Raw genomic sequence first — 25,560 nt, 5'->3', positions numbered from 1 at the left:
GAGGACCCAACGGTTCTCACCGGCCTCTTGTCGTCGGTGAGAACCCGCGGCGGCCCCACGTTGGGTATCGTTTCACCATGTCGATCGTCGAGGCGCGGAGCGAGTCGTGAGTCCGGTGCAGGGGTCCACCGCGCTGGACGTCAGAGATGCGCTTGTCGCCGCCACGGAATGGCGACCGGATATCCTCGGTTCCGGCTTCTCGGCCCTCGACCTGCCGCTCAAGCCCGACCATGAGGGCCAGGTCGTCGCGACGCTCGTTCGCGGGCCGCGGGCGGACCGCTTCGCGCGGGGCCCAGCACGTGGAGCTGACATCCTCTACGTGCACGGCTGGTCCGACTACTTCTTCCAGAAGCACCACGCGCACTACTGGGCGAACGAGGGCGCACGCTTCTTCGCGCTCGACCTGCGCAAGTACGGGCGCAGCCTCCGCGACTACCAGACCCCCGGATTCGTCACCGACCTCGCGACCTACGACGAGGAGCTGGAACGCGCCCTCGAGGTCATGGGGCATGGGCCAGGTGGGCACCGCCGGGGCAGGCATCCGCTCATCCTGATCGGCCACTCCACGGGTGGCCTCACGCTGAGTCTCTGGGCGGACCGGAACCCCGGTCGCGTGGATGCGCTCATCCTGAACAGCCCGTGGCTCGAGCTGCAGACCAGGGCCGCAGTGCGCACGGCGCTGACCCCGCTCATGACGCTCGCGGCCCAGCTGCGCCCCACGGACACGTTCAACAACATCGACTTCGGCTTCTACACGCGGGCGGTGAAGAAGGAGCTGGGTGGCGAGTGGGAGTTCGACGACCGCTGGCGGCCGACGCCGAGCTTCACCGTGCGAGCTGGCTGGCTCCACGCGATCCTCGCCGGCCACGCGGCAGTCGCCGTGGGGCTCGACATCCGGGCCCCCGTCCTGACGCTCCTGTCATCGCGGAGCACACTGTCGCCGATCTGGCATGAGTCGATGCGCACCTCCGATTCCGTGCTGCGCGTCGACGACATCGCGCGGCGCTCGCTCAATCTCGGCGACACGGTCACGGTTCGTCGCCTGGACGGCGCGCTGCACGACGTGCTGCTCTCCGCCCCGCCGGTGCGGGCTGAGGCGTTCGCGGCCATGACTCGGTGGCTCAAGGCGTACCTCCACTGATCCGCAGCGGGAACAACAGCGGCCGAATCGCTGTTGGACCGCGTGTGCCCCAACGTCGAAAGGTCAGCATGAGCCGTCTTCTGTCACCCGTCACCCTGCCGAGCATGGAAGGTGGCGGCCTGCCGTTGCGCAACGCCACGTTCCTCGCACCGATGTGCCAGTACTCGGTGACGCGCCGGGACGGTCTTCCCACGTCCTGGCAGCTCGTGCACCTGGGTGCGCGCGCGAGCGGCGGGTTCGGGCTGGTCTGGACGGAGGCGACAGCGATCGTCCCCGAGGGCCGCATCTCGCCGGAGGACACGGGAATCTGGAGCGACGAGCACACGGAGGCGTGGCGCCCCATCGTCGACTTCCTGCATGAGCAGGGCGCTGCTGCCGGCATCCAGCTCGGCCATGCCGGCGGCAAGGCATCCGCCTACCCGGCTCTGCCGGAGACGGCACGAGGCACCGTTCCCGCGGACGAGGGCGGTTGGAGTGCGCAGGCCCCGTCGAGCACCGATGTCTTCGGGCTCGCGGCGCCTGCCGAACTCACCGTCACGCAGATCTCGGACCTCGTGACCGACTGGGGCAGGGCGGCCCGCCGCTCCGACGACGCGGGTTTCGACGCACTGCAGATCCACGCGGCTCACGGCTACCTGCTGCACGAGTTCCTCTCACCGCTCTCGAACGAGCGGACCGACGAGTACGGCGGCTCGTTCGAGAACCGCACTCGCTTCGTCCTCGAGGTCGTCGCCGAGGTGCGGCGCAACTGGCCAGCCGAGAAGCCTCTCGCGATCCGCTTCTCCGGCGAGGACTGGGTGGAGGGCGGCTGGACCATCGCCGAGACCGTCGACCTCGCGAAGCTCGTGCACGAGCTGGGCGTCACCGTGTTCGACCTCTCCAGCGGCGGCATCGGCGCCTTCACCGGCCCGGTCGGCCCCGGCTACCAGGTGTCGCTCGCCCGGGCGGTCCGCGAGGCGCTCCCCGCGGAGACCGCATTTGTGACGGCGGTCGGCCAGATCACGGAAGCGCGCCACGCCGAGGCGATCCTGGTGGGCGGCGATGCCGACGGGATCACGATCGGCCGAGCCGCGCTCGCCAACCCGAACTGGCCGGTGCACGCCGCGGTGCAGCTGGGAGACGGGCAAGTCGGTCTCGTCGCGCCCCAGTACTGGCGCGCGACCATGGGCTAGCTGTACTGCTAGCGGCGCTGACCCGCATCACGCCGTTCCGTTCTTCATCCGCGCCGACGTGGCGGCGGAGGTCGGTACGCCAACGCCCCGAGTGCTCGCATGCATCCATTGACCGTCCGAGCCAAGGGCGTCACGGGAGGCGACGCACGTGAGTACGAAGCACTTCGGCGGCGAATCGTGCGGCTTCCTCGCTTCCGAAACTCACGTGAAAATCCGGATTCGACTCGTACTGGTCCGCGATGCCGAGCACCATTGCGGTAGACCTCTCCGTGTCGCCAGCATGCGTTGGTGTTCCAGGGATCTGGGCGAACCAGTCCAGGTGAGCGGTCGCCTGCGTCCGGGCCGCTGCGGAATCGGGCTCGTGACCTGCTTCCTGCAGTTCTCGCCAGCGCGCCAGAAGAGCCTCCGTGTCAGCTTTCCACGCGCGTTGTTCGCGAACGGACTTGCCGTGCCACCACTGATGAGAGGCGTCGAACGCGTCGCGCCCCCAGCGCTCGACGACCTCGGCTTCGTAGGCGTCGTTGAAGCCCTGAAGCATGACGTCCATGCGAGGCTCACGGCCTTCCTGGCGCATCGCCAACGTGTGCTGAACCGCGGCAATGCGCCGCTCAAGCGTCGCCTTGTCCGCATTCAGCTGCTGCAGGTGAGTCTGCAGCGCTTCTCGCTCTGCGAGCGGTGTCTCGGGCGCATCCAGCACTGCAGCGATCTCAGTCAAGGCCATCCCCGTCTCGCGAAGCAGAAGGAGACGTTGCAGTCGAGCGACCGAAGTGGGCCCGTAGTAGCGGTAGCCGTTCGACCCGACGCGGTCCGGATGGAGCAACCCGATGCGATGGTAGTGGCGCAATGCAGCGCCGCTTATGCCCGCTCTCTCGGCGAGCTCGTTGACCGTCCATTCCATACGCACTCCTCAGAGTCTCTCGACCGTCAGCTCCGCTCGGAACCTGCAAGACCGAGGCGAGGCAGAGCCCGCAGCAAGATCTCCGCCGCAGGGGTCCGCACGTTCTGCGCCGCCGTCGTGCCTGTGGCCTCGACGTACGCTGCAACGATTCGTGCTCCAGCGGCGTAGCCCGCTCCAGTGGGCAGACCCACCGGGGAACCCCCCATCAGTCTCGCCGTGGCATCACCGAGAACCCAACCGGCAAACTCCTGCATTCCGGTGATTTCAAGCCCGGTCGCGACCTTTGCGAGCACTTGGTCATCAGAGCGAGTCGCGTCGGTGACGAAATGGGTGTGTCCAGCGCCGCCGTAGAGTTCCGTCGCGAAGGTGTCCGCGAGTCCTTCGGAGATGACGTGCTCTCCTACCGTCACCGTGGCAGGGTTCCAGGCAATACCGCCTGGCGAGTAGCGGATATTGTGATGGAGCTCATGGACGGCGATGGCTTCGAGTCGGTCGAGGACACGCTGAGTGGGCCACACGGTGATAGCTATGAAGCCGCTGATCCCGCCGAACCCTGATAAGCCCTGAACCTCGTTGAGGAAATGCTCGCTGGTGGGATCGCCGAGCAGGAGCAGCACCGTGAGATCCGGCACGAACACGCTCGGGTCCGCGGCCTTCAGCGCGGCTGCTCCCGCTTCCAGGGCCTCGGCCACACGGGTCCACGCAGCAGCATCCACCAGCATCTGCAATCCCTCACGCAGCTGGTCCGAGGACTTCTCCCAGTCGAAGCCGAAGTTCTGACGGTGAATCGACACCATATCCAGTTGGTCGGGAATGAAGTGGTACATGCCCGCCATCGGCGCCCACATCTCGCGCACGAGGTCCGCACGCTTATGAGGGGTCTCATCCAGAACCCGCGCCATCGCAGAGGCGCTGTCAATCAGTGAAATGGTCATGGCATTCGACTGTAGACATTGACCTAGGTGCAAGGTCAACCATCGCGTCGATGCGTGTCCCCGGCCGGTGCTCCTCGGCCGTGTCTGAGGTGTCGAGCTAGCTGCGGGGCCCGCGCGCCCCCTCGGCCCTGGCTGTGGTCGAGTCGTCGAGGAGCCGGGTGAGCGTGTCTTTGAGCGCCTCGAGTTCCGGGAGGGTCCATCCGAGCTCCGCGACGACCTTGACCGGCACCTCCTCGGCCTTGGCCCGCAGCTCGAGGCCCGGGGGAGTGAGTCGAATCTCGACGGCTCTCTCGTCGTCTGGTCGCCGGCTGCGGGTGACCAGGCCAGAGGTCTCGAGTCGTTTCACGAGCGGGCTGAGCGTGGCGGGTTCAAGATGCAGGGCCCTCGCGAGCTGGCCGAGTGTCTGCCCGTCGTTCTCCCAGAGCCCGAGCATCACCAGATACTGCGGATGCGTGAGACCGAGCGGCTCGAGGATGGGTCGGTAGAGCGAGATGACGCTCCGGCTGGCCGCGGCCAGGGCGAAGCAGAGCTGCTTGTCGAGTGCGAGGAGATCCACGGGTCCAGACTAGTCGCGCACACAGACCACGAATAGTTAGTACACTAACGATCATGGCCAGCGACAGACTCCCGAACCCCTACAAGGGTCAGCCCGGATGGTGGAATCGGCTCAACCAGCTGCTGTTCCCGTTCATGGGGCCGGCACAGGTGGGCACCGGGGGAGTCGCGCGAACGGATCCCGTCCGAGCACCCGCGTCCTGCCGGGACTGCGGACACCCGTACTCCGAGCACGAGATCAGGCGAGGCATCGGCGCCAATCAGCCGAGCAGCATCCTCTGCCCGAGCGACGAGCGACGCGAGCCAGGTTCGAAGCGGACCTCCGCGTAGCTACTCCGGGCAGGCGCAGATCGCGCCGAAGGCACCTCGGACGTCGGCGGAGAGCGCTTCGGGGTCGGAGGTGCCACCCGCGGCCGCCGTGAAGAGCAGCCCGACGAACGCGAAGTACAGCGCCCCCGCTCGCGCGGCGGCGTCTTCCTCGGCGGTGCATCCGCGCTCGGTGATCACGGTGCGGAACCTCTCGGTGAGGCCGGTCGCCAGATCCGAGAAGAGTCCCGCTTCACGCCCGCCCGAGATGAGGATGGACGCGTAGGCGCGCGCAAGCTCGTCGTGGCGCGTGAACAGCGCGACGAGCGGTGCCGTGAGACCCACGAGCCTGTCCGGGCAATTGCCCCCAGCGTCCGTCCCGGCGATATCGGCGAACGCGGGGCGCTGAGTTCCTGCGGGACGAGCCTGATCGACGGCAGCAGACCGCTCGGCAACTTCCGCCTCGACGAGGAGATCGAAGACCCGCACCAGCAGCGCGCTCTTGTCGCCCACGGACATGACCGTGCCGACGCTCACGCCCGCCGCCTGCGCGATTCCGCGGATGCTCGTGCCAGCGAACCCCTTCTCGACGAAGAGGTGTGCGGCCACATCGACCACGCGGGAGTGCGTGAGCCGCTTGACCTCTACGCGTGGTGTCGACATGCCCGAAGGCTACCTCGAACAAGTTCAGTGAACGCGTTCACACACGCCGACGTACCGGCTGGAGAGAATACTGCTGACGCGGCATGGCGACTCTGGGGACGGGACTACCGGAGAATGCGGTCGACGAACTCGTCTATAGCGGCATCGACGGACAATCCAGTATCGATCGGTGCGGTGAGGTGGTCGAGCATCAATCCGTCGATGGCGTAGTGGAACAGGGCGATCTCCGTCTGCCCTCCTGGCAGGCCAGAGTCTTCGTTGAACGAGACATCCTCCCGGAAGGCTCCCTGCCGCCACGCTCCGAGCGCCTTGGCCACAGCAGGACGTCGTCCGGCTTCTAGCCGCAGCTCGAAGAGGGCGAGCGACACATGTGGGTCAATGCCGAGGCGCCTGACGACGTCACGCAGGTAGTCGGCGAAGAGCTCCCGGTCGGGTGGCCGAGCGGTACGCGAGGAAACAGCCTCGGGATCGGGTGTCAGCCTCTCTCCGATGCGGTCGACGAGCGCGGAGATGAGATCGTCCCGGGTCGGGAAGTAGTTCGAGGCTGTACCGCGGGGCGTGCCTGCGGCGGCGTCCACGGCGCGGTGGGTGAGACCACGGGCGCCTTCTTCTGCCAACACGCGAATCCCGGCGTCGGCAAGTGCTGTGCGTCGTTCTTCGTTGCGGGCCATGCCGCCCATGGTAGCTAGACCACAACTCCTGTTGTACTTTAACTACGACACTTGTCGTGATTGGAGATGCTGTGAGGAACCTCGTCTACTACGTCGCCGTCAGCATCGACGGGTACATTGCTGACCCAACCGGCGGGTTCGATGCGTTCCTCGTCGATGGCGACCACGCATCTGTGGTGTTCGGTGAGTATGCGGACGCGCTGCCCGCGCACGTGCAGGCCGCACTGGGAATCGAACCGCCCAAGACGCGATTCGACACGGTGATCATGGGGTGGAACACGCTGGCCCCCGCGCTCGATATCGGAATCGACCGTCCCTACCCCCATCTGCGTCAGATCGTTGCGAGCCGCCGGGCACACGACCTCGACCCGGAGATCACCGTCACTCACGATCCGCTCGCCACGATCCGCGGCCTGAAACGGGAAGACGGCTTGGACGTCTGGCTCTGCGGTGGTGGGGAGCTCGCCGGCGCACTCCTCCCGGAGATCGACCGCCTCGTCTTGAAGCGCAATCCCGTCATCTTCGGCTCCGGCATCCCCATCTTCGGGAGTGCCCTCTACGAGCCGCGTGCGTTCACCTTGACCGGAACCCGCTCCTTCGAGTCGGGTGTCGTGGTCGAGGAATACGTCTCCAGCGGCAGAGCGTGAGCATCGTGATCGCGCGGACGTCGCCCCCACCGCTGTGTCAACGACGTCCTGGTGTCAGACCCCCAGCGCGACCGGGCCAAGTCTCCCGAGTCCCTGTCGACGACCTCACGCAGCGGGCAACGACTCCAGCATGTGCTCCCAGGCACGATGCACATCGGCCGAGACCAGCCCGAGCTGCGTCACCACGGCGACGCAGCGAGCGCGCTCATCGTAGAGTTCCAGCGTCGACGTGCGACCCAGCGGCCCGCAGGCCGCCACGAGCAGACACGAGCGCACCGCGCCGAGATCGAGCTCGATGACGCCGTCCCCGAGCGAGACGACCAGGAGCGCGCCGACACGTTCCACGAGGTGCACCAACCCCGCGCCCAGCTGCAGCACAGCACTCGACGGAACACCCACGCAGACCGGCAACCCGACCGAGCTCAGGTGCTCGAACACCGCGGGGAGCAGCGAGGGATCCACGGCGCGGCTGTTGCCGACGCCACCGACACCCCAGCCAGAGCGAGCAGCGTTCCCGCGCACCAGCGCGGCGTGTCGATCGGACCCACCCGCATCGAGGATCGCATCCAGCTGCGCGAGCTGATCGCCGTCGCGCCAGTCCGCCGCGGCCTCCCCAGCCAGCTGCAGGATGCGCAGCTGCGCCTCGCTCGGCAGCCGAGAACGTCCGAGGCTCGCGAGCAGCCCGGCGTCCTGGGCAGAGTGGACAAGCACCCGGTGCACGAGGCGACCGTCGATGGAATAGACGTACAGACTGGGGAGCGCGCCCTGCACGCCCTCCTCGTGGGCGATCACCGCGACGCCGAGCGACGCCGGACGAACCCGCAACGTGATCCAGGCGGACGGCGCGCGCAGCGCCCGACCACACGCCGTCGGCAGGTCGTAGCTGCCGATCTGGTGGATCGTGCACGCGCCATTGCTGGTGGTCGCCGTCGCCGTGCCGAACCCGACAAGACCGTAGGCGAGGGCCCCCGGCGACAGCTTCACCTTGCGGAGCATTGTGTGCGGCGACGACAGCAGCCGATCGAGCGTCCCAGCGTTGAGCGCGCTCACCTGCCGGGAGTGGGCCGCGCCGACTGCGCCATCGCGCCCGAGACCCTGGAGCCCACCGCCACGACGCCGCGCGCACGGGCAGTCCCCGCTCGCCCCGCAGACCTCATCCCGGCCCGCGGTGTCCTCCGGCAGCATGGCTCAGTACACGTCCCTCACGTAGCGCTTCTGGCGCTTCAACGCGGCAACGTACTCTGCCGCGCCTTCAGCCGTCACTCCTCGCTCCTGCGCGACCACCGCGTGGAGGGCGTCGTCGACGTCTCTCGCCATGCGCGATGCGTCACCGCAGACGTAGAAGTGCCCACCCTCCTCGAGCCAGGCGTAGAGCTCGGCGCTGTGCTCGAGCATCCGCGTCTGCACATAGATCTTCTCCGCCTGGTCGCGCGAGAACGCCAGGTCGAGGCGGTCGAGGACACCGCGCTCGGTGAGCCCCGCGAGTTCCTCCTCGTAGATGAAGTCGCTGTCGCGGTGCTGGTCGCCGAAGAGCAGCCAGTTGCGTCCGGATGCGCCGCGCGCCTCACGCTCGTGCAGGAAGCCGCGGAACGGGGCGATCCCCGTGCCTGGGCCGACCATGATCATGGGGGCGTCGTCATCCTCAGGCACGCGGAACGCCGCGTTCGGCTGCAGGAACAGGTGCACGGGGTCGAGGTCGCCGACACGGTCCGCGAGGAACGTTGAGCACACGCCGCCGTACCGGCGGGCCTCGGTTCCGTACCGCACCGAGGCCACGGTGAGGTGGATGCGGTCCGGGCTGGCGAGCGGGCTCGACGAGATCGAGTAGGCGCGGTGCTGCATGGGCCGCAGCAGCGACGCGAACTCATCTGCGGTGAAGCTCACTCCCTGCGCAGCCCGGAGCACGTCGAGCGTGTCCCGGCCCCACAGCCAGCTGTCCAGCTGAGCCTTGTCGCCGCGCTGCACGAGCTCCGCGACGGCTCCGCTCGGCTCCCGAGCGGAAAGCTCCGCGAGCAGGTCCTTCGAGGGGGCCGTGATGTCGAGCTCTCGCTCGAACGCCGTGCGCAGCGTCGAGCCGCTCTCGAGCGCTTCGTCACCGGAGAAGCCGAGGTGCCCGAGCAGCTCGTCGACGAGACCGGGCTCGTTGACCGGCACGACCGCGAGGGCGTCGCCCGCCGCGTACGTGATGCCGCTGTCGCCGAGATCGAACTCGTAGTGGCGGATCTCCTTCGAGCTTCGTGGCCCGGAGAGGACGCGGTTGACGGCGAGGCGCGACGGGTACGGCGTCTTCTTGTTCCACGGCGAGCGCACTCGAGCCGGTGCGGCGGCAGCGGCTGGTGCCGGAGCGGCGGTGTTCGGCTGGAGGGCCGCGAAGTGCTCGACCACTTCCGCGATCCACCCGGCGGCCGCATCCTCGTAGTCGACGTCGCAGTCCACGCGCGGCACGACACGCGTCGCCCCGAGCTGCTCGAGGCGCGTGTCGATGAGCTTCCCGGCCTGGCAGTAGTCGTCGTAGCTGCTGTCTCCGAGCGCGAGGACCGCGAACTTCGCTGACTCGAGGCGCGGAGCACCGTCAGCGGACAGCTCCTCCCAGAACAGCTCGGCGTTGTCCGGCATCTCGCCCTCGCCGTACGTGGACGTGACGACGACGATGTTGCGTTCGCCGTTCAACGCCTCGGGGGAGACCGAGTCGAGCGGGGCGAGCGTCGCCGCGAGGCCTGCGGCTCGGGCCGCCGCCGCGAGGTCCTCGGCCACGAACTCGCAGTTCCCGGTCTGCGTGCCGATGAGGATCTCGAGCGTCAGCGTCGCGGCCTGCACCTCCTTGTCGGCGGTGGGGATCGCGGCGAGTCCCGCCATGAACCCGGAGAGCCATGCCTGCTGCTCCCGGGTGAAGGGGGCGTCGACGGGGATGAACGGCGCGCTCATGCGAGGCCACCCGCCGTCGCGGCCGTCGGCTGCTGGCGCTTCTCGGTGACGACGAGCTCGCGGGCGATGTCGACCATCGCCGCGGTCGCGAGGATCTCGTCCGTACCCACCGACTGGAGGAGCCGGCGGTTCTTCACGTTCTGGTGCATGATCCACCCCGTCGTTCCTGGCGCGTCGATGCTGCGCACGTTGCGCAGGCGGAGGGCGTCCTTGTAGTCCTCGAGGCGCTTCGCGGCGATGAGAGCAGCGAGCTCGGCGTCCTCGAACCGGTCGAGTTCACCGCGCAGGTACTTGTTGACGCGCTGCATGACGAAGAAGTCCTCGGTGAGGATGAGCTTCCGGACCGCGTCGACCACCCTGGGGTCGTCGGGCCCGCTGGCGTCTGGCACTCGGGTGAGCGCGATGTCCTGCGAGATGTTGAGCACCGCGTAGGAGGCGAGCAGAGCGAACCTGTCGTCACGGTCGGACTCCGAGCCGCCGGGGGTGCGCCCGCCGATCACCGGGTGACCGCCGCGGTAGGCCTCCTTGAAGAGGCGGATGCGCTGGGTTGCGATGGAGGTGGAGAGCTCGTCCAGCAGCTCCTTGCGTCCCTTCGCGGCGAGGATCTTGTCGGCGTCCTGGTAGAGCAGGAGCGCCCGCGGCATACCGCAGAAGAACCTGCTGCGCTCGGACTCCCAGTCGCGGAGGATCTGCGCAGCGAGGGGTGAACCGGTCGCGTCGAGGTGCCACTGCAGGAGGAGCTTGACCGCGGCCTCGTGGAAGTCGCCGTGGCTGGTATCGGTGATGGGGAACACGAGCAGGGAGTCGGCGCTCACGTTCTCGCGCGTCGAGCCGTCGGCGTCGTACTGGTAGACGAACCCGCCGCTCATGCCGTTGCCGAGGCCCTTGCCCGCGCTGCCGAGATTGAGGACGGCCCCGTTGGTCATGTACTCGCAGCCGAAGTCGCCGATGCCCTCGACGACCGCTGTTGCGCCGGAGTTGCGCACCGCGAAGCGGTCGCCCGCCTCGCCCTGCACGAACGTGCGTCCGCCCGTCGCACCGAAGAGCGCGAAGTTGCCGATGAGCACGTTCTCGCCGGGCTCCGAGCCGCCGCCGCCGGGGGAGAGCACGACGATGGTTCCGCCGCCCTGGCTCTTGCCGACGCCGTCGTTCGCGGTTCCCGTGTGCACGAGGCGCATGCCGTCGTTGCTGAAGGCCCCGTAGGACTGTCCGGCGGATCCCTGCGTCGTGACGATGATGCTGCCGTCCACGAGCGAGCGCCTGCCTCGCTCGTCCTCGACGACTGCGGGGAGCCCTGCGACCGTCTCGGCATCGAGCTCGTAGTTGAGCATCCGCTCGATGTCGATCGACAGCTGACCGCCGACCGACTTGAAGCGGTTGCCCATCTCGACGCCTTCGATGAGGATCGACGGCTCTGCTCGGTCGACGAGGGCGGCCCGGATCTGCTCGACGAGGGAGTCGTCGATGCTGAAGTCCTTCTCGAGGTAGATGGGGTTGGCGACGATCTTCTCGGGAACCTTCGCGAGCATGTCGCGAACGTCGAGGTCGCCGACGCTCGCGGGGTGCGCGAGGAGCTGCAGCAGGTCGCCGCGCCCTCGTGCCTCCCCGAGCGAGCGCAGCCCCAGCGAGGCGAGGATCTCCCGCACCTCGTGCGAGATGTTGAGGAGGTACTGGGCGAGGGCGCGCGGGTCGCCGTCGAACACCTCGGGGTTGGTCGTGAGTCCTGCGGGGCACTTGATGTTGCAGTTCTTCGCCATGACGCAGCCGAGCATCATGAGCGCTGTCGTGCCGAATTCGAAGCTGTCCCCGCCGAGGAGCGCGGAGGTCACGACGTCGCTTGCCATCTGGTGGGCACCGGAGCAGCGCAGGACGACCTTCTGCCTGAGTCCGTTCGCGAGGAGCGCCTGGTGGACTTCAGCGACGCCGATCTCCGCCGAGCGTCCCGCGTACTTGAGGCTCGTGACGGCGGCCGCCCCCGTGCCTCCCGTGTTGCCGGCGACGTTGATCACGTCGGCGCCCGCCTTGGCGACGCCGACGGCGATCGTGCCGATGCCCTCCGACGAGACGAGCTTCACGACGACCCGCACCCGGGCGGCCTTGCAGTCGTGGATGAGCTGCGCGAGGTCCTCGATGGAGTAGGTGTCGTGGTGCGGCGGCGGCGAGACGAGCTCGACGCCTGGGGTCCCGCCTCGGGCCGCGGCGATGTCGACCGTGACCTTCGGCGCCGGCAGCTGGCCGCCTTCGCCGGGCTTCGCGCCCTGCCCGATCTTGATCTCGAGCTCCTGCAGCATCGGGTCGGCGAGGTAGCCGGCCCAGATGCCGAAGCGGCCGGACGCGAACTGCTTGATGCGCGAGCCCCGGATCGTGTTGTAGCGGGTGATGTGCTCGCCGCCCTCGCCGCAGTTCGACATGCCGCCGACCATGTTCGTGCCGTGCGCGACGGACTCGTGGGCGGTCGCGACGAGCGCCCCGTGGCTCATGGCGCCGGATGCGAGGGTGCGGGCGATCTCGTGAGCGGGCTGCACCTCGTCGAGCGAGATGCTGTCCGGGGCCGTCCTGAGCAGGCTCAGGATGCTCGGTGCGCCCGGGGCGACGCGCACCTCGAGCTTCGAATCCGTCGCGGTCGTCTCGGTGATGGCGTCGCCGTCGAGGGCCGTGAGGACCTGCGCGAGCGCGTCGTATCGCGTCGATTCGTCGTCGAGGGGCCCGGTGAGCTTCAGCTCGTAGGTGGAGTTCTCCGTGTGCTCGATCTCGAGGCCGCGCACGCGGACGTCGCTGTTGCCCTCGAGCGAGAAGCGGCTGAGCTCCCGCGCGAACTCGGAGGGCGTCGAGGCGAGGCGGACGTCTGCGGGCAGCGAGAGCACGTCGCGGAGCGCCGAGGGGCGCCGCGTGCGCTCCTGGATGGTGTTCGTGACGAAGTCCCGGTAGCCGGGGGTGATCTCGAACGCGTCGATCTGCTCCGGCGTGAGCGCGCCGTATCCGCTGTACGTGTACGCCTTGTCGTCGAGTCCGAACGCGTCGCCGAGCTGGCCGAGGGTGAGGAGTCGCAGCGAGTCGTGCCCTGGGTGCGGTTCGTCGCTCGCGGCGGGCGCTTCCGGCGCCTTCGTGGTCTCGAGGATGCGCGGCTCCTCGGTCATGTCGATGAACCCGCGCACCGCGGTGGTGCCGAACGAGTGGCCGGCGCCTTCCTGGCGCTCCTTGAAGAGGCCGAGGAGGGGGATCTGCTTCTCGTCGGCGACCGCGACGGCCCGCTCGTGCCACTCGGCGACCGCGAGGGCGATGCGCTCGAAGCGCACGCCACCGACTGGGGCGGCGAGGTGGGGGAAGTAGTCGGCGAGGACCGGGTCCTTCGTGTCGAGGTAGTTGGGCTCGAAGAACTCGCCGCCGATGTAGCTCTCGACGGTGCACAGGCCGACACGGCCCATGGTCTTCATGAGCGACTTCTCGGCGGCCTTCGCGAAGCGGGCCACGGCGAGGTCCGTGTCCGTGATCGTGTCGATCGAGGCGGCGCCGCTCGGGTAGCGCTCCTCGGCGCGCAGGCGCACGCAGAGCGGGTAGACCGCGGCGGCGCCGAAGCCGAGCGCGGCGGCGATGTGGTGCGAGGAGGGCAGCTGGCCGCTCTCCGCGATGATCGACACCCGCAGGCGCAGGCCCTCGCGGATGAGCCGCTGGTTGACGGCCGCGATGACCAGGATGAGGGGGATCGCGGCCAGCTCGCGCGACACGTTGCGGTCGGTGAGCACGGCGATGCCGCCCTGGGCGCGCGCGAACGAGGTCACGGCGTCGCACACGCGCTCGACGGCGTCGCGCAGCGAGGCGGCGTTGGCGGGGGCGTCGCCCTGCACGGGCGCGTAGAGGATCTCGAAGCGCTCGAGCGGCGCGAGGCGCTGCTCGCGGAGCGCGACCATATTGAGGTGGCTGAGGATGGGCGAGGGCACGACGATCTGCCGCGTCTGGTTGCCGCCGTCGGGCTTGGCGCCGAGTGCGACGCGCAGCGTCATGCCGTCGGCCTCCCGGATGCTGTCGAGCGGCGGGTTCGTGACCTGCGCGAAGCGCTGCGAGAAGTACTTCGCGAGCCCGCCTTCCTGGTCGGAGAGCGCGTTGATGGCGTTGCCGTAGCCCATGGCGGAGATGCGCTCGGTGCCGTTGGCGAGCATCGGGTCCATCATGAACTTGAAGCTCTCCTGGTTCAGCGAGTACGCGACGTACCTGCCGGCGGGGGAGAGGTCCCCGTCGTAGCCGAGCGTGTTGCTTCCCCGGTCGATCTCGGGCAGCTCGATGTCCTCGATGTTGACGCGCGCGGCTTCGAGGTCCGCGCTGTAGTCGCGGCGGAGGGCGAGCTGCTCGAGCGCCTCCCACGTGCGGAAGCTGCGCCCCTGCGTGTGGTCGAAGTAGAGCATCCCGCCCGCTTCGATGCGCCCGCGGCGCACGATGCTGCCCGGTGCGAACTGGATCTGCCCGGCCTCTGAGCTCACGACGAGGTAGTCGTCGGTCTCGACGGTGCGCAACGGGCGCAGCCCGAGGCGGTCGAGGCGCGCGCCGATGATGTCGCCGTTGCTGAAGACGAGTGCTGCCGGTCCGTCGTTCTTCTCCTCGTAGAGGGAGAAGAACTCGAGCATGTCCCGGACCTCCGGGGTGAGCGTGCGGTCGTTCTCCCACGCCGGCGGCATGGTCGAGACGACGGCCTCGACGAGCTCGAGCCCGTCGTCGAAGACGCGGCTCTGCAGGGTCTGGTCGAAGCGGCTGCTGTCCGACTGCCCAGGTGGATGCACGATGACGCGTCCCCGCGCGGTCGCGAGCGCGTTCTCGGAGAGGCGGTTCTTGCGGTCGGTGTTGAGCTCACCGTTGTGCGCGAGCATGCGGAACGGCTGCGCCATGCTCGGGTGCGGCTCCGTGTTGGTCGAGAAGCGCGTGTGGAAGAAGAGCGTGCGAACCGACTGGCGCTCGTCGAGCAGGTCGGTGAAGTACGGGATGACCTCGTTCGAGTTGAGGCGGCCCTTGAGCGTCTGCGTGCGGGCGCTCAGCGACAGGGGGTAGAGCCCCTGGAGTGCGGCGTTGGAGTAGGCGATGCCCTCGATGTCGAGGAGCGCGGCGTTGGCCGCGGCGTCCATCTCGGCGCGGCTCCAGCCCTCGGCCGCGAGGAAGATCCACTGGACGATCGGCAGCTGGTAGTGCGCCGCGGCGGGGCGCGCGACGGTGGCGTCGACGGGCACGTCGCGGATGAGGATCGGCTCGATGCCGTGCGCGCGCAGCGTGCTGGAGATGAGCTCGTGCGCCACGTCGAGCTGTTCGACGTCGCTCGGCATGAAGAAGTTGCCCACGCCGAAGAGGCCCGACTCGAGCTCGCGCCCGACGAGCGAGCTGAAGAACTCGACCGACAGGTCGACGTTGATGCCGGCGCCGTCGCCGACACCCTCGGCGGACATGCCTCCGCGGTGGGGGATCGCGCAGAGCGCCTCGTTTCCGAGCCGGATCACATCATGGTGCTGCACGCCGTCCTTGCGCGTGATGAAGCCGACGCCGCAGTCGCTCTTCTCGAGCTCGGGACGGTACAGACCAACGGTTTTTTGCGACACGAAGATGCCTCCAAGGGACAGCAGCGAGGGGAAAGGCGACGCGAACACTGCAACATTGAAGGTTTCGTCTGCGGGAGTCGTCACTTGGTGCGGTGCGGGGTTCCCAGCGGCATAGCGGTATACGTACGGTAAGGGTTGCCTAAAGCTGACGCAAGGCCACGCGCCGATGATTGATCGACGGATTTCGCGGCCGCGGCACTCGGACGGGTGGCTCCGGCTGCCCACGTCCGCCCCTGCATCCGCGTCCTCGTTCTCCGGCTGAGATGATGGAGGCATGAGCGACGTCAAGACATACATGCGAACTGCCTCCGCGGAGGCCGACGCCGGCGAGGACACCCTCGCGGAGGTCACCGACAGGCTCGTGCAGCGCCTCGTGGAGGCCGCTGCCGCCGACGGCATCACGATCCCGGAGGGCGAAGTCGAGGTCGACGTGCTCGTCGACGACACGCTGAACCTGTGGGACGCGACCGCGACCTGGTCCGGATCCGGTGCAAGCGCCGCGGATGCTGAGGCGACGGTCACCGACATCGGCTAGCGCCGAACACGACACACGCGCGCGAAGCCCCGGTTCGGCCAGTGAATCACTGGCCGAACCGGGGCTTCCCTCTGTGCACGGACTGCGGACTTCGGACTCCCGTCGAAGGACGGTTGCCGGCTCGTCTCGGCGACGCGCCGTCACCGAGACTCGATCACCGGCCGGATACGGCCCGAGAATCGAGCCCGGACGACGCGATCACTCGCCGTGGCTGCGCCTCCGCATGAGGAGCAGCATGGCTCCCAGCCCGAGGAGTGCCGTCGCGCCGAGAAGACCCGGCCCGAGGGTGTCGGAACCCGTCGACGCCAGCTTTCCCTGATCTCCGGCCTCGGGCGGAGTGCCGTCTTCGACGGTGACCACGGTGGGGGTTCCGACCGGCGTCTGCGGCGGCGCGTCTGTCGCGCCTGGAGAGGACATCGGCGGTGTGGCTGAGGGCGCCGGCGATGTCGTGGACGTTGGAGTCGGTGTTGGGGCCTGCGTGGACGGTGCGACGGACTGCGTGGGGACAGGCAGCCCAGTTGAAGGATCGGTGGGTCCGGCCGTGGACGAGGCTGTCGGCGCAGGTGTCGATGTGCCGGTCTCCGTCGGTGACGGGCTCGCCGTCGGAGAAGGCGCCGCGCTCTCCGTTGGTGAGGGCGTCGCGGTCGCGGTCGGCGGGGTCGCAGTCGGGATCGCGGTCGCGGTCGCGGTCGCAGTGGGGGTCGCGCTCGCAGTCGGCGTCGCGGTCGCAGTCGGCGTAGCGGTCGGCGACGGGGGCGCGGTCACCGTCGGCGAGGGTGACCGCGTTGGAATGGGTGCGCTCTGGTCGAGGACGATCATCGGTGGCAGCCCGGCAATGATGGGATGGTCTGATGACAGCGTCGTGACGTTGCCGGACTCGTCCGTGAACGAAGCTCCGACAACTCGGTACTCGCCTGTCGACCACGCAGGAGACCCGGGACTGAGGGGAGGCATAGGCTGATACACCTTCGCACCGGCGGACCCGTAGATGATGTCGCCCAGCCGGTCGCGGTCGTTGCCAGCGATCTCATAGCGCTTTCCCCACTCGGCGTCCAGGTAGAACGTGGCGTCCACGAGCGCGCTCTCATCGCGGATCGTCCAGTTGATGAGCTCGACCTCGTCGCCCATTCGGATTGTTGACTGCTCGAATCCAGCCGAGAGCAGCTCCGGTGCAGTGACGTCTGGTCCGCCAGCGTCGACAACCGTGAAACTCGCCGCAGAAGCCAGTGCGTCGCTGTTGGCCGCCGTGGCGACAGGGCTGGCGCTCCCATGCTCGTCTTCCGAGAACACGCTGAGCACGCGGTACTCCCCAAGCGCCCAGGTGGAGTTGTTGACGGTGAGTCGCAGCGACCCGGAGACGAGGTCTCCGTCCCTGGAAGTGGTGTTTCGGTCGAAACCTCGAGCCTCGTATTCGCGCCCGTCGGGGCCGACGATGGTCATTATCAGCCTGACGACTCGGCTCGATTCACGCATCGTCCAGTTGAACCAGATGACGTCGCTCTGGCGGACTTCGTCCGGCGCGACCACCTCGAGGGCGACGAGCTCGGGGGATTCCTGGTCCCCGTCCGTGCCGACGTCGATCTGGAGCCTGGGCAGGGCCTGAATGATGGGACTGAAGTCCTCGGACGCGTATCCGAATACGCCCAGCACATCAAAGAAATAGAGTTCGCTTACCCGCCATTCGCCTGCCGCCCACTCTGAACCGCCAGTCGTGCACGTTGTCGTGCCGCTGACGATGTCTCCGTCTCGCACCGCGACGACAGCATCGAACTGTCCACATGACTTACTTTCCCGAGACGAAGTCCCCTCCCCGGTCTCAAGAGCGATGCCGCCTATTCCGATGTCGTGGGGATGGCGCACGCTCCAGTTGATCCGGATCCCGGCCCCGCCTCCGACAGTCGTGGGCGTGACGAGCTCGGCGGATATGAGTTCGGGTCTGATGTCGAACTCGTTGCCTTGGTCCGCAGCCGCCGGAAGGGCTGGCAGCAAGACCACAGAGAACAGCAGCGCGGCGAGGCAGGCGCAGAGGAGGGCAGAGAGCTTCTTCATGTGTCTCCGTCGACAGAGGGCGGGGGTCCGCAAAGACTAGTGCGGATGTGCAAACGCTCGGGGCCGCGCTCTCCGCTGAACCTCGCTCACATCTCTGCGACTGTGGGCAAAGTGTGGGCAGAGCACGCATCCGGGGAATGACGAAGGCCCCCAGTTGCCAGTGAATCACTGGGAAGTGGGGGCCTTCAGAACCGTGCCGGCTGTGGGATTCGAACCCACACGCCCTCTCGGACAGAGCATTTTGAGTGCACCGCGTCTGCCATTCCGCCAAGCCGGCGCTTCACCTCGGACACAGTATCGTAAGCTCACTACGTGACTGAACAGGAAACCTCTCAAGCCCCGCGACGTGTTGTCGTCGCCGAAGACGAGTCGCTCATCCGGCTCGACATCGTGGAGATCCTTCGCGACAACGGCTTCGACGTTGTCGGAGAGGCCGGCGACGGTGAGACCGCGGTCGCCCTCGCGAAGGAGCTTCGCCCCGACCTCGTCATCATGGACGTCAAGATGCCGCAGCTCGACGGCATCTCTGCCGCCGAGCAGCTGTCGAAGGACAGCATCGCCCCGGTTGTGCTCCTCACCGCGTTCAGCCAGAAGGAACTGGTCGAGCGCGCGACGGAGGCGGGCGCCCTCGCCTACGTCGTGAAGCCGTTCACGCAGAACGATCTGCTCCCGGCCATCGAGATCGCACTGGCTCGCCACGCGCAGCTCATCGCGCTCGAAGCCGAGATCTCCGACCTCAACGAGCGCTTCGAGACGCGCAAGCAGGTCGACCGCGCCAAGGGCCTCCTCACGCAGAAGATGGGCCTCAGCGAGCCAGAGGCGTTCCGCTGGATCCAGAAGGCATCCATGGACCGTCGCCTCACGATGCAGGAGGTCGCGCAGGCGGTCATCCAGCAGCTCTCGGCGAAGAAGTAGCCGAGCCCCGATCAGCAGAAGCCCTCACCGCGTTGACGCGGTGAGGGCTTCTTCGCATTCGCCTGACGCTACTTGGCGGTGCGGATGAGGTTCGTGATGCGGACCGTCGAGCAGCGCTTGCCCGCCTCGTCGGTGATGACGATCTCGTGCACCGTCATCGACCCGCCGAGGTGCACCGCCGTGCACTCGCCCGTGACCCAGCCGCTCACGGCGGAGCCCGTGTGGGTCGCGTTGATGTCGATGCCGACCGCGAACCTTCCCGGACCGGCGTGCACGTTCGCGGCCATGGACCCGAGCGACTCGCCGAGCACGCAGTAGGCGCCACCGTGCAGGAGGCCGATCGGCTGCGTGTTCCCCTCGACCGGCATGACGGCCACGGCACGCTCGGGGCTCAGCTCGACGCAGAGGATGCCCATGCGCTCGGCGAGCGCCCCGAAGCCTCGGCCGTAGGTGACCTCGTGCTGGTCGGGGATGCTGAGCCCGTTGACCGTCGTCGGCGTTTCCAGGTGCGTCATCAGGCTTCCTCCTCGAAGAACGCCCCACAACACGCGCGCATCGGCGCAGTGTCTGGGGCGGCAAGTAGGCTGACCGTGTGTCAGCGCAAAATCAGCCTACCCTCATGGTCATCGACGGCCACTCGCTTGCCTTCAGGGCGTTCTTCGCCCTGCCGGTCGACAGCTTCGTGAACGCCGAGGGGCAGCACACGAATGCCATCCACGGCTTCGTCTCGATGCTCCTCAACCTGCTGCAGAACGAGAATCCGAGCCACATCGCCGTGGCGTTCGACATCTCCCGCAGCTCGTTCCGCACCCGCGAGTACCCGGAGTACAAGGCGGGTCGGGAAGCGACTCCCGTCGAGTTCAAGGGTCAGGTCCCGCTGCTCCGCGACGCGCTGCACGCCATGGGCATCACGACGATCGTGAAGGAGGACTTCGAGGCCGACGACATCCTCGCGACCCTCGCCAGGCAGGGGCGCGAGCAGGGCTTCAAGGTCCTCGTCGTCTCTGGCGACCGCGACTCGATCCAGCTCGTCACCGACGACGTCACGCTGCTCTACCCGTCCACGCAGGGCGTGACCAAGCTCACGCGCTACGACCCGGCCAAGGTCGAGGAGCGCTACAGCGTCCGCCCGGAGCAGTATCCAGACGTGGCGGCCCTCGTCGGCGAGAAGAGCGACAACCTGCCCGGCGTGCCGAAGGTCGGCGAGAAGACCGCGGCCAAGTGGCTCGCCCAGTACGGCTCCCTTCAGGGCATCCTCGACCACGCGGACGAGATCGGCGGCAAGGTCGGCGAGTCCTTCCGCGAGCACCGGGAGAACGCGGTGCGCAACCGGAAGCTCAACCGCCTCGTCGACGACGTCGAGCTGCCCGTCGCCCCCGAGCAGCTGTCCCGCGGGGCGATCGACGCGGATGCGGTTCGCGAGATCTTCACGAAGCTCCAGTTCCGCACGCTCCAAGACCGCGTCCTGAAGCTCGCCGACGAGGCTGGCGACGACATCACGCCAGCGGAGGCCGTCGCGGCGCCCGTGCGCCCCGAGCTCCTCGATGAGGAACTCGAGCAGTGGCTCGCGAAGGCGGTCGAGGCGACTCCGGAGGGTCTCGGACTCACGGTCTCCCACGGCACCGACGGCACCGTCGTCGCGGTCGGCATCTCCACCGCCGCCGAGGCGACCGAGCTCCGCTGGATCCCGGAGCGCCTCGACTACGCCCCCTTCGAGGCGTGGCTCGCAGGCGACGCCCCCAAGCTGATGTTCGACGCCAAGCCGCAGCTGAAGGCGCTCACCATCGCGGGGCTCGACGTCGGCGGCCAGGTCAAGGACGGCCAGCTCGCCGCCTGGCTCTACCGCCCGCAGAACGCGCCGAAGCGTCTCGCCGAGCTCGTGCAGATGCGTCTCGACGAGCAGCTGCCCGAGTCCGACCCGAACCAGCTCCAGCTCGAGGACGAGTCCTCGCTGGTCGCCAGCGACGCCTGGTACACGCAGCGCGCGACGACCGCAGCGCTCGAGATGCTCGAACCGGGCACCCTCGCCGTGTTCACGAGTATCGAGACGCCGCTGCTCGCGACTCTCTCCAGCATGGAGCTGCAGGGCGTCGCCATCGACCGGGAGTTCCTCCAGGGCCTCGCCGACGACCTGTCCGAGCGCATCCGCACGTACGAGCAGGAGGCGTTCGACGCCATCGGCGGCACCGAGATCAACCTCGGATCGCCCAAGCAGCTGCAGGTCGTGCTGTTCGAGACCCTCGAGATGCCGAAGACCCGCAAGACGAAGACCGGCTTCTCCACCGACGCCGAGTCGCTCGCCGATCTCGAGCGGAACAGTCCGCACCCCTTCCTCGGCGCGCTCCGCAAGCACCGCGACTCGGTCAAGCTGCGGCAGATCATGGAGTCGCTGCTCAAGGCGGTCGACGACAGCTCGCGCATCCACACGAGCTACCACCAGATCGGCTCGGCGACCGGCCGTCTCTCGTCGAACGACCCCAACCTGCAGAACATCCCGATCCGGTCCGACGAGGGACGCCGCATCCGTCGCGCGTTCGTGCACGGGCCCGAGTTCGAGTCGCTCCTCACCGCCGACTACTCGCAGATCGAGATGCGCATCATGGCGCACCTCTCCGGCGACGCCGCGCTCATCGAGGCGTTCAACGCGGGGGAGGACCTCCACCGCTTCGTCGGCTCTCGCGTGTTCGGCGTGGAGCCGGCCGACGTCACGCCAGCCATGCGCTCCAAGGTGAAGGCGATGTCGTACGGCCTCGCCTACGGACTGTCGGCGTTCGGCCTCTCGAAGCAGCTCCAGATCGAGGTCGCCGAGGCCAAGAAGCTGATGATCGACTACTTCGAACGCTTCGGCAAGGTGCGCGATTACCTCCGCAACGTCGTCGTGCAGGCGAAGGAGGACGGCTACACCGAGACGATCTTCGGCCGCAGGCGCCCGTTCCCCGACCTGCACTCGACGAACCGCATCGCCCGCGAGAACGCCGAGCGTCAGGCGCTCAACTCGCCCATCCAGGGGTCGGCCGCAGACATCATCAAGCGGGCGATGAACTCCATCGAGGAGCGCATCGGCGCCGAGAAGCTCTCATCGCGGATGCTCCTCCAGGTGCACGACGAGCTCGTGTTCGAGGTTGCCGCTGGTGAGGGGGAGACGTTGGAGGCGATCGTGCGCGAGGAGATGGCCGGCGCAGCCGACCTCACCGTGCCGCTCGAGGTGCAGATAGGCCGGGGACCGAACTGGGACGAGGCCGGCCACTAGCCGTCACCGTCCGCCCCATCCGCGGCTCCCTGTAGCAGGCACACGGGGCTCGCCTCTCGGTGATTCTTCCGAGGGGCGAGCTTAGGCTTGGGGGATGACGACTTCCGCTCAGCACCACCAGAACACCAGTCAGACACGACCGCAGACCGACATCGACCGGCTCGCGGAGGCCTGGGTCGCCACAGAGATCGAGCTCTCTCCCGAGCGTCGCGTGGAACTCGGCGCAGACGGCGACAAGGCCGAGTACGGCGACTACTCCTCGGCCGCGGCGCCCCGCAAGCGCGCCGCGATCGTCGATGTGCTCAGCAAGCTCGACACGCTGACCGAAGCCGACGAGGTCGACCGGGTCACCGCGCTCGAGCTCCGCCGCAGCCTTGGCCTCGAGATCGAGATGATCGATGCCAAACTCCACCTGCGCGAGCTCTCGAACATCGCGTCTCCGGCACAGGACATCCGCATGGTGTTCGACCTCATGCCGCGCGAGACCGTGAGCGACTTCGAGGACATCGCGCGGCGCTTCGAGAACCTCCCCGCCGCGATCGAGGGCTACACAGAGCGTCTCAGCGCGGGCATCGACGCCGGCGTCGTGCCAGCGAAGCGCCAGGTCCGCGAAGTTGCGATGCAGACAGGCGAGTACGCGGCCAGCGGCAACTTCTTCGAGCAGCTCGCGGCATCGAGCCCGGCGACCGGCGAGGTCTCGGACGAGCTCCGCCAGCAGCTTCGTCACGGTGCGCAGCTCGCTTCCGCGGCGTACGGCACGTTCACGACGTTCCTCCACGAGGAGCTCCTCCCCGCTGCGAGCAACACGGACGCCGTCGGACGCGAGCACTACGCGCTCGCCTCGCGAGGCTTCCTCGGCGCGGCAGTCGACCTCGACGAGACCTACGAGTGGGGTCTCGCCGAGCTGGCGCGCATGAAGGCCGAGCAGGAGGCCATCGCCAACGAGATCCTTCCTGGTGCGACGGTCGCAGAGGCCATCGCCCACCTCGAGCTCGACCCCGCCCGCAAGCTGCACGGCACGCCCGCCCTGCAGGCGTGGATGCAGGAGACGAGCGACCGCGCGGTCGCCGAGCTGGCCGAGAGCCACTTCGACATCCCCGAGCCGATGCGTCGACTCGAGTGCATGATCGCCCCGACCGAAGAGGGCGGCATCTACTACACGGGCCCATCCGAGGACTTCACGCGTCCGGGACGCATGTGGTGGTCGGTCACCCCCGGCGTGACGGAGTTCGACACGTGGCGCGAGCTCACGACGGTCTACCACGAGGGCGTCCCGGGTCACCACCTGCAGATCGCCCGTGCGACCCTCAACCGCGACCAGCTCAACACCTGGCGTCGCAACAACTGGACCTCCGGGCACGGCGAGGGCTGGGCGCTCTACGCCGAGCGCCTCATGGAGCAGCTCGGGTACCTCGACGAGCCGGCAGACCGCCTCGGCATGCTCGACGGGCAGCGGATGCGCGCGGCTCGTGTCGTCCTCGACATCGGAGTGCACCTCGGCAAGACGGTGCCGGAGGGCGACAAGGTCTGGGACTACGAGTACGCGCTCGATTTCATGCGTCAGCACGTGAACATGCCTGACGGCTTCGTGAAGTTCGAGGTGAACCGCTACTTCGGCTGGCCGGGCCAGGCGCCGTCCTACAAGATCGGGCAGCGGATCTGGGAGGAGCTCCGTGCAGATGCCGAGGCTCGTGCCGGTGACGACTTCGACCTCAAGGCGTGGCATTCGCGTGCCCTCGACCTCGGTGGACTCGGCCTCGACACGCTTCGCGAGGTGCTGAGCACCGACTGATCGGAGCTCCCTTCGGCCGGCCGCTGCTTGCCACGGGAGAACTCAGGCGGAGTCGCCTAGGCTCGCGGCAGCGGGTGCATCGACGCACTCGCTGCCGCGAATCCGAGGAGGCTGCGAGGTGCATCCGCAGAGTGGCGAGATAGCCGGCCTTGACCAGGCTGCCGCAGCATCCGCACACACCCTGATCGACGCGCATGGCAGTCTGGGCGCCTCCGCTGAGCTCCGCTCGGCGGTCGCCGGACTCCGCAGCGTGGTCCGCGACTCCTGGCTGAGATCGCTGCAGCTGCTCGGCAGCCCTGCGAACGCACGGGCCCGGGATCTCGACCAGTTCGAGCCGCTTGCGGCGGCGCGGGAGCGCAGCCCCCTGCAGCGTGTCCTGCCCGTGCTCGATCGTCTCCTCGTGGAGCCGGCGCGAGACACTGGCTTGATCGTCGCGATCACGAACGAGCAGGGGCGACTGCTCTGGGTGCGGGGTGACAGCGCCACACTCCGTCGGGCCGAGCGCATGGACTTCGTCGAGGGCGCCGACTGGTCGGAGGCCGCCGTCGGGACGAGCGCCCCAGGGACAGCGCTCGCCTCGGGTCGGGACGTCCAGATCGCAGGCGCTGAGCACTTCGCGCCAGCCGTGCAGCTGCTCAGCTGCACCGCAGTGCCCATCCGCGACCCGTTCTCCGGCATCGCGGTCGGTGCCATCGACCTCACCGGTGATGAACGAGCCGTCGGCCCGCACTCGCTTGCCCTCATGCGCGCCGCCGTCGCGGCCGCGGAGGCGGAGATGCGGCTCGCCGTGCTGCTCTCGCGCCACTCGACGCAGCCGGGAGTTCACCCAGAGACACCCGCGACGGCGAGCACCGTCGCGGCGGGCAGGATCAGCACGCTCGGCGTCCACCGCGCCAGGCTCACCACCGTCGATGGTGCACCGGTCGAACTGAGCGGTCGGCACGCTGAGATCCTGACGCTCCTCGCCGCACGGCCCTCGGGTCTCACCTCGGGCGAGCTCGCGCTCCGAATCTACGGCGAGAGCGCCAAGGAGGTCACTCTCAGGGCGGAGATCGCGCGGCTGCGGCCGGTGCTCGCTGAGCGCGGTCTCGACCTCGTGCCCCGCCCCTACCGGGTGGCGCAGGGCCTCGCGAGCGATGCCGTCGACGTGCTGGACCTGCTGGAGGCAGGTGACGTGGCCGCGGCCGTCGAGTCCTACCGCGGGGAGCTGCTGCCCACGTCGGAGGCCCCCGGTATCCGCGAGCTGCGCGCGGAGCTCTCGGCGACCCTCCGAGATCAGGTCCTCAGCTCCGCGGAGCCGGCCACGCTCCTCAGGTATCTCGAGCTGCCGGAAGTCGCGCAGGACGCGCAGGCCTTCCGCACGGCGCTCACGGTCCTCCCACCCCACGCGCCCGCCCGGTCGAGGCTCGTGGCGAAGATCGAGGCCCTCGAGTCCTGAGTGCCCTGCGCGGAATCGCGGCCGCCTCGAGTGCAACCCGATTGCAACGTCGGGGCTCCTACGCTTCCAGGGAAGAGTTCCCTCGGACAAAG

19 protein-coding genes and 1 tRNA gene are annotated in these 25,560 nt (G+C 68.3%); 9 read left to right on the top strand and 11 right to left on the bottom strand.

Annotation, left to right across the window (positions count from 1 at the left end; genetic code table 11):
* Nucleotides 1-106 precede the first annotated feature (106 nt).
* Together C5E06_RS08975 and C5E06_RS08970 are read left to right on the top strand one after the other, a co-directional pair.
* On the top strand, nt 107-1,141 hold the full coding sequence (locus C5E06_RS08975; RefSeq protein WP_258063805.1) for an alpha/beta hydrolase: 1,035 nt from the start codon (nt 107-109) through the stop codon (nt 1,139-1,141).
* Between the two features lie 68 nt (nt 1,142-1,209).
* Complete coding sequence (locus C5E06_RS08970) at nt 1,210-2,313, top strand: NADH:flavin oxidoreductase/NADH oxidase (protein WP_104306630.1); 1,104 nt, start codon at nt 1,210-1,212, stop codon at nt 2,311-2,313.
* Nucleotides 2,314-2,443: 130 nt separating this feature from the next.
* Here C5E06_RS08970 and C5E06_RS08965 read toward each other — a convergent pair whose 3' ends face one another.
* From C5E06_RS08965 to C5E06_RS08955, 3 genes are all read right to left on the bottom strand, one after another.
* On the bottom strand, nt 2,444-3,211 hold the full coding sequence (locus C5E06_RS08965; protein WP_104306629.1) for a MerR family transcriptional regulator: 768 nt from the start codon (nt 3,209-3,211) through the stop codon (nt 2,444-2,446).
* 26 nt (nt 3,212-3,237) lie between these two features.
* Entirely contained in the window at nt 3,238-4,146 is a 909-nt protein-coding gene (locus tag C5E06_RS08960; protein WP_104306628.1) for a DUF2268 domain-containing protein, read from the bottom strand.
* A gap of 97 nt (nt 4,147-4,243) precedes the next feature.
* Nucleotides 4,244-4,702 (bottom strand): MarR family winged helix-turn-helix transcriptional regulator, encoded by a 459-nt coding sequence (locus C5E06_RS08955; RefSeq protein WP_104306627.1) that lies wholly within the window; start codon nt 4,700-4,702, stop codon nt 4,244-4,246.
* 53 nt (nt 4,703-4,755) lie between these two features.
* On the opposite strand from C5E06_RS08955, the gene C5E06_RS08950 reads away from it, so the two are divergent.
* A complete protein-coding gene (locus C5E06_RS08950; RefSeq protein ID WP_104299006.1) occupies nt 4,756-5,031 on the top strand; it encodes a hypothetical protein in 276 nt (91 codons plus the stop codon).
* Here C5E06_RS08950 and C5E06_RS08945 read toward each other — a convergent pair whose 3' ends face one another.
* Together C5E06_RS08945 and C5E06_RS08940 are read right to left on the bottom strand one after the other, a co-directional pair.
* Nucleotides 5,032-5,670 carry a TetR/AcrR family transcriptional regulator gene (locus C5E06_RS08945; protein WP_104306626.1) on the bottom strand — a complete coding sequence of 213 codons (639 nt, stop codon included), beginning with the start codon at nt 5,668-5,670 and terminating at the stop codon, nt 5,032-5,034.
* Between the two features lie 104 nt (nt 5,671-5,774).
* Complete coding sequence (locus tag C5E06_RS08940; RefSeq protein WP_104307263.1) at nt 5,775-6,341, bottom strand: TetR/AcrR family transcriptional regulator; 567 nt, start codon at nt 6,339-6,341, stop codon at nt 5,775-5,777.
* Between the two features lie 71 nt (nt 6,342-6,412).
* Between C5E06_RS08940 and C5E06_RS08935 the strand changes: the two genes are divergently transcribed.
* A complete protein-coding gene (locus C5E06_RS08935) occupies nt 6,413-6,988 on the top strand; it encodes a dihydrofolate reductase family protein (RefSeq protein ID WP_104306625.1) in 576 nt (191 codons plus the stop codon).
* 105 nt (nt 6,989-7,093) lie between these two features.
* Here C5E06_RS08935 and C5E06_RS08930 read toward each other — a convergent pair whose 3' ends face one another.
* From C5E06_RS08930 to C5E06_RS08920, 3 genes are all read right to left on the bottom strand, one after another.
* Nucleotides 7,094-8,038, bottom strand: coding sequence for a hypothetical protein (locus C5E06_RS08930; protein ID WP_104306624.1), 945 nt, complete (start codon nt 8,036-8,038; stop codon nt 7,094-7,096).
* 138 nt (nt 8,039-8,176) lie between these two features.
* Entirely contained in the window at nt 8,177-9,913 is a 1,737-nt protein-coding gene (locus C5E06_RS08925; protein WP_104306623.1) for a sulfite reductase flavoprotein subunit alpha, read from the bottom strand.
* The gene (locus C5E06_RS08920; protein ID WP_258067572.1) at nt 9,910-15,489 is read right to left on the bottom strand and encodes a glutamate synthase-related protein; all 5,580 of its coding nucleotides are present in this window, start codon (nt 15,487-15,489) and stop codon (nt 9,910-9,912) included. Before C5E06_RS08920 ends, C5E06_RS08925 begins: the two co-directional genes overlap by 4 nt.
* Before the next feature lie 274 nt (nt 15,490-15,763).
* Here C5E06_RS08920 and C5E06_RS08915 point away from each other — a divergent pair, with 274 nt between their 5' ends.
* Complete coding sequence (locus C5E06_RS08915) at nt 15,764-16,024, top strand: hypothetical protein (protein ID WP_104241242.1); 261 nt, start codon at nt 15,764-15,766, stop codon at nt 16,022-16,024.
* A gap of 198 nt (nt 16,025-16,222) precedes the next feature.
* Here C5E06_RS08915 and C5E06_RS19760 read toward each other — a convergent pair whose 3' ends face one another.
* Both C5E06_RS19760 and C5E06_RS08905 read right to left on the bottom strand, forming a co-directional pair.
* Nucleotides 16,223-17,674 (bottom strand): LPXTG cell wall anchor domain-containing protein, encoded by a 1,452-nt coding sequence (locus tag C5E06_RS19760; RefSeq protein WP_146081338.1) that lies wholly within the window; start codon nt 17,672-17,674, stop codon nt 16,223-16,225.
* A gap of 593 nt (nt 17,675-18,267) precedes the next feature.
* A tRNA-Leu gene (locus C5E06_RS08905) sits at nt 18,268-18,350 on the bottom strand.
* Between the two features lie 35 nt (nt 18,351-18,385).
* On the opposite strand from C5E06_RS08905, the gene C5E06_RS08900 reads away from it, so the two are divergent.
* The gene (locus C5E06_RS08900) at nt 18,386-18,988 is read left to right on the top strand and encodes an ANTAR domain-containing response regulator (RefSeq protein WP_104241240.1); all 603 of its coding nucleotides are present in this window, start codon (nt 18,386-18,388) and stop codon (nt 18,986-18,988) included.
* Nucleotides 18,989-19,056: 68 nt separating this feature from the next.
* On the opposite strand, the gene C5E06_RS08895 is transcribed toward C5E06_RS08900, so the two are convergent.
* Nucleotides 19,057-19,503, bottom strand: a complete 447-nt coding sequence (locus tag C5E06_RS08895) for a PaaI family thioesterase (RefSeq protein WP_104241239.1) — start codon at nt 19,501-19,503, stop codon at nt 19,057-19,059.
* Between the two features lie 104 nt (nt 19,504-19,607).
* Here C5E06_RS08895 and polA point away from each other — a divergent pair, with 104 nt between their 5' ends.
* From polA to C5E06_RS08880, 3 genes are all read left to right on the top strand, one after another.
* Nucleotides 19,608-22,238 (top strand): DNA polymerase I, encoded by a 2,631-nt coding sequence (gene polA / locus C5E06_RS08890; protein ID WP_104306620.1) that lies wholly within the window; start codon nt 19,608-19,610, stop codon nt 22,236-22,238.
* Nucleotides 22,239-22,332: 94 nt separating this feature from the next.
* A complete protein-coding gene (locus C5E06_RS08885) occupies nt 22,333-24,030 on the top strand; it encodes a DUF885 domain-containing protein (protein WP_104306619.1) in 1,698 nt (565 codons plus the stop codon).
* A 118-nt stretch (nt 24,031-24,148) separates the two neighbouring features.
* A complete protein-coding gene (locus C5E06_RS08880) occupies nt 24,149-25,468 on the top strand; it encodes a helix-turn-helix domain-containing protein (RefSeq protein ID WP_104241236.1) in 1,320 nt (439 codons plus the stop codon).
* Nucleotides 25,469-25,560: the final 92 nt, after the last annotated feature.

Source organism: Pseudoclavibacter sp. RFBI5 (genome assembly GCF_002931395.1).
Classification (GTDB): Bacteria; Actinomycetota; Actinomycetes; order Actinomycetales; family Microbacteriaceae; genus Pseudoclavibacter.
The sequence above is the reverse complement of the archived record's forward strand: the minus strand, read 5'-3'. Positions and strand labels throughout refer to the sequence as shown.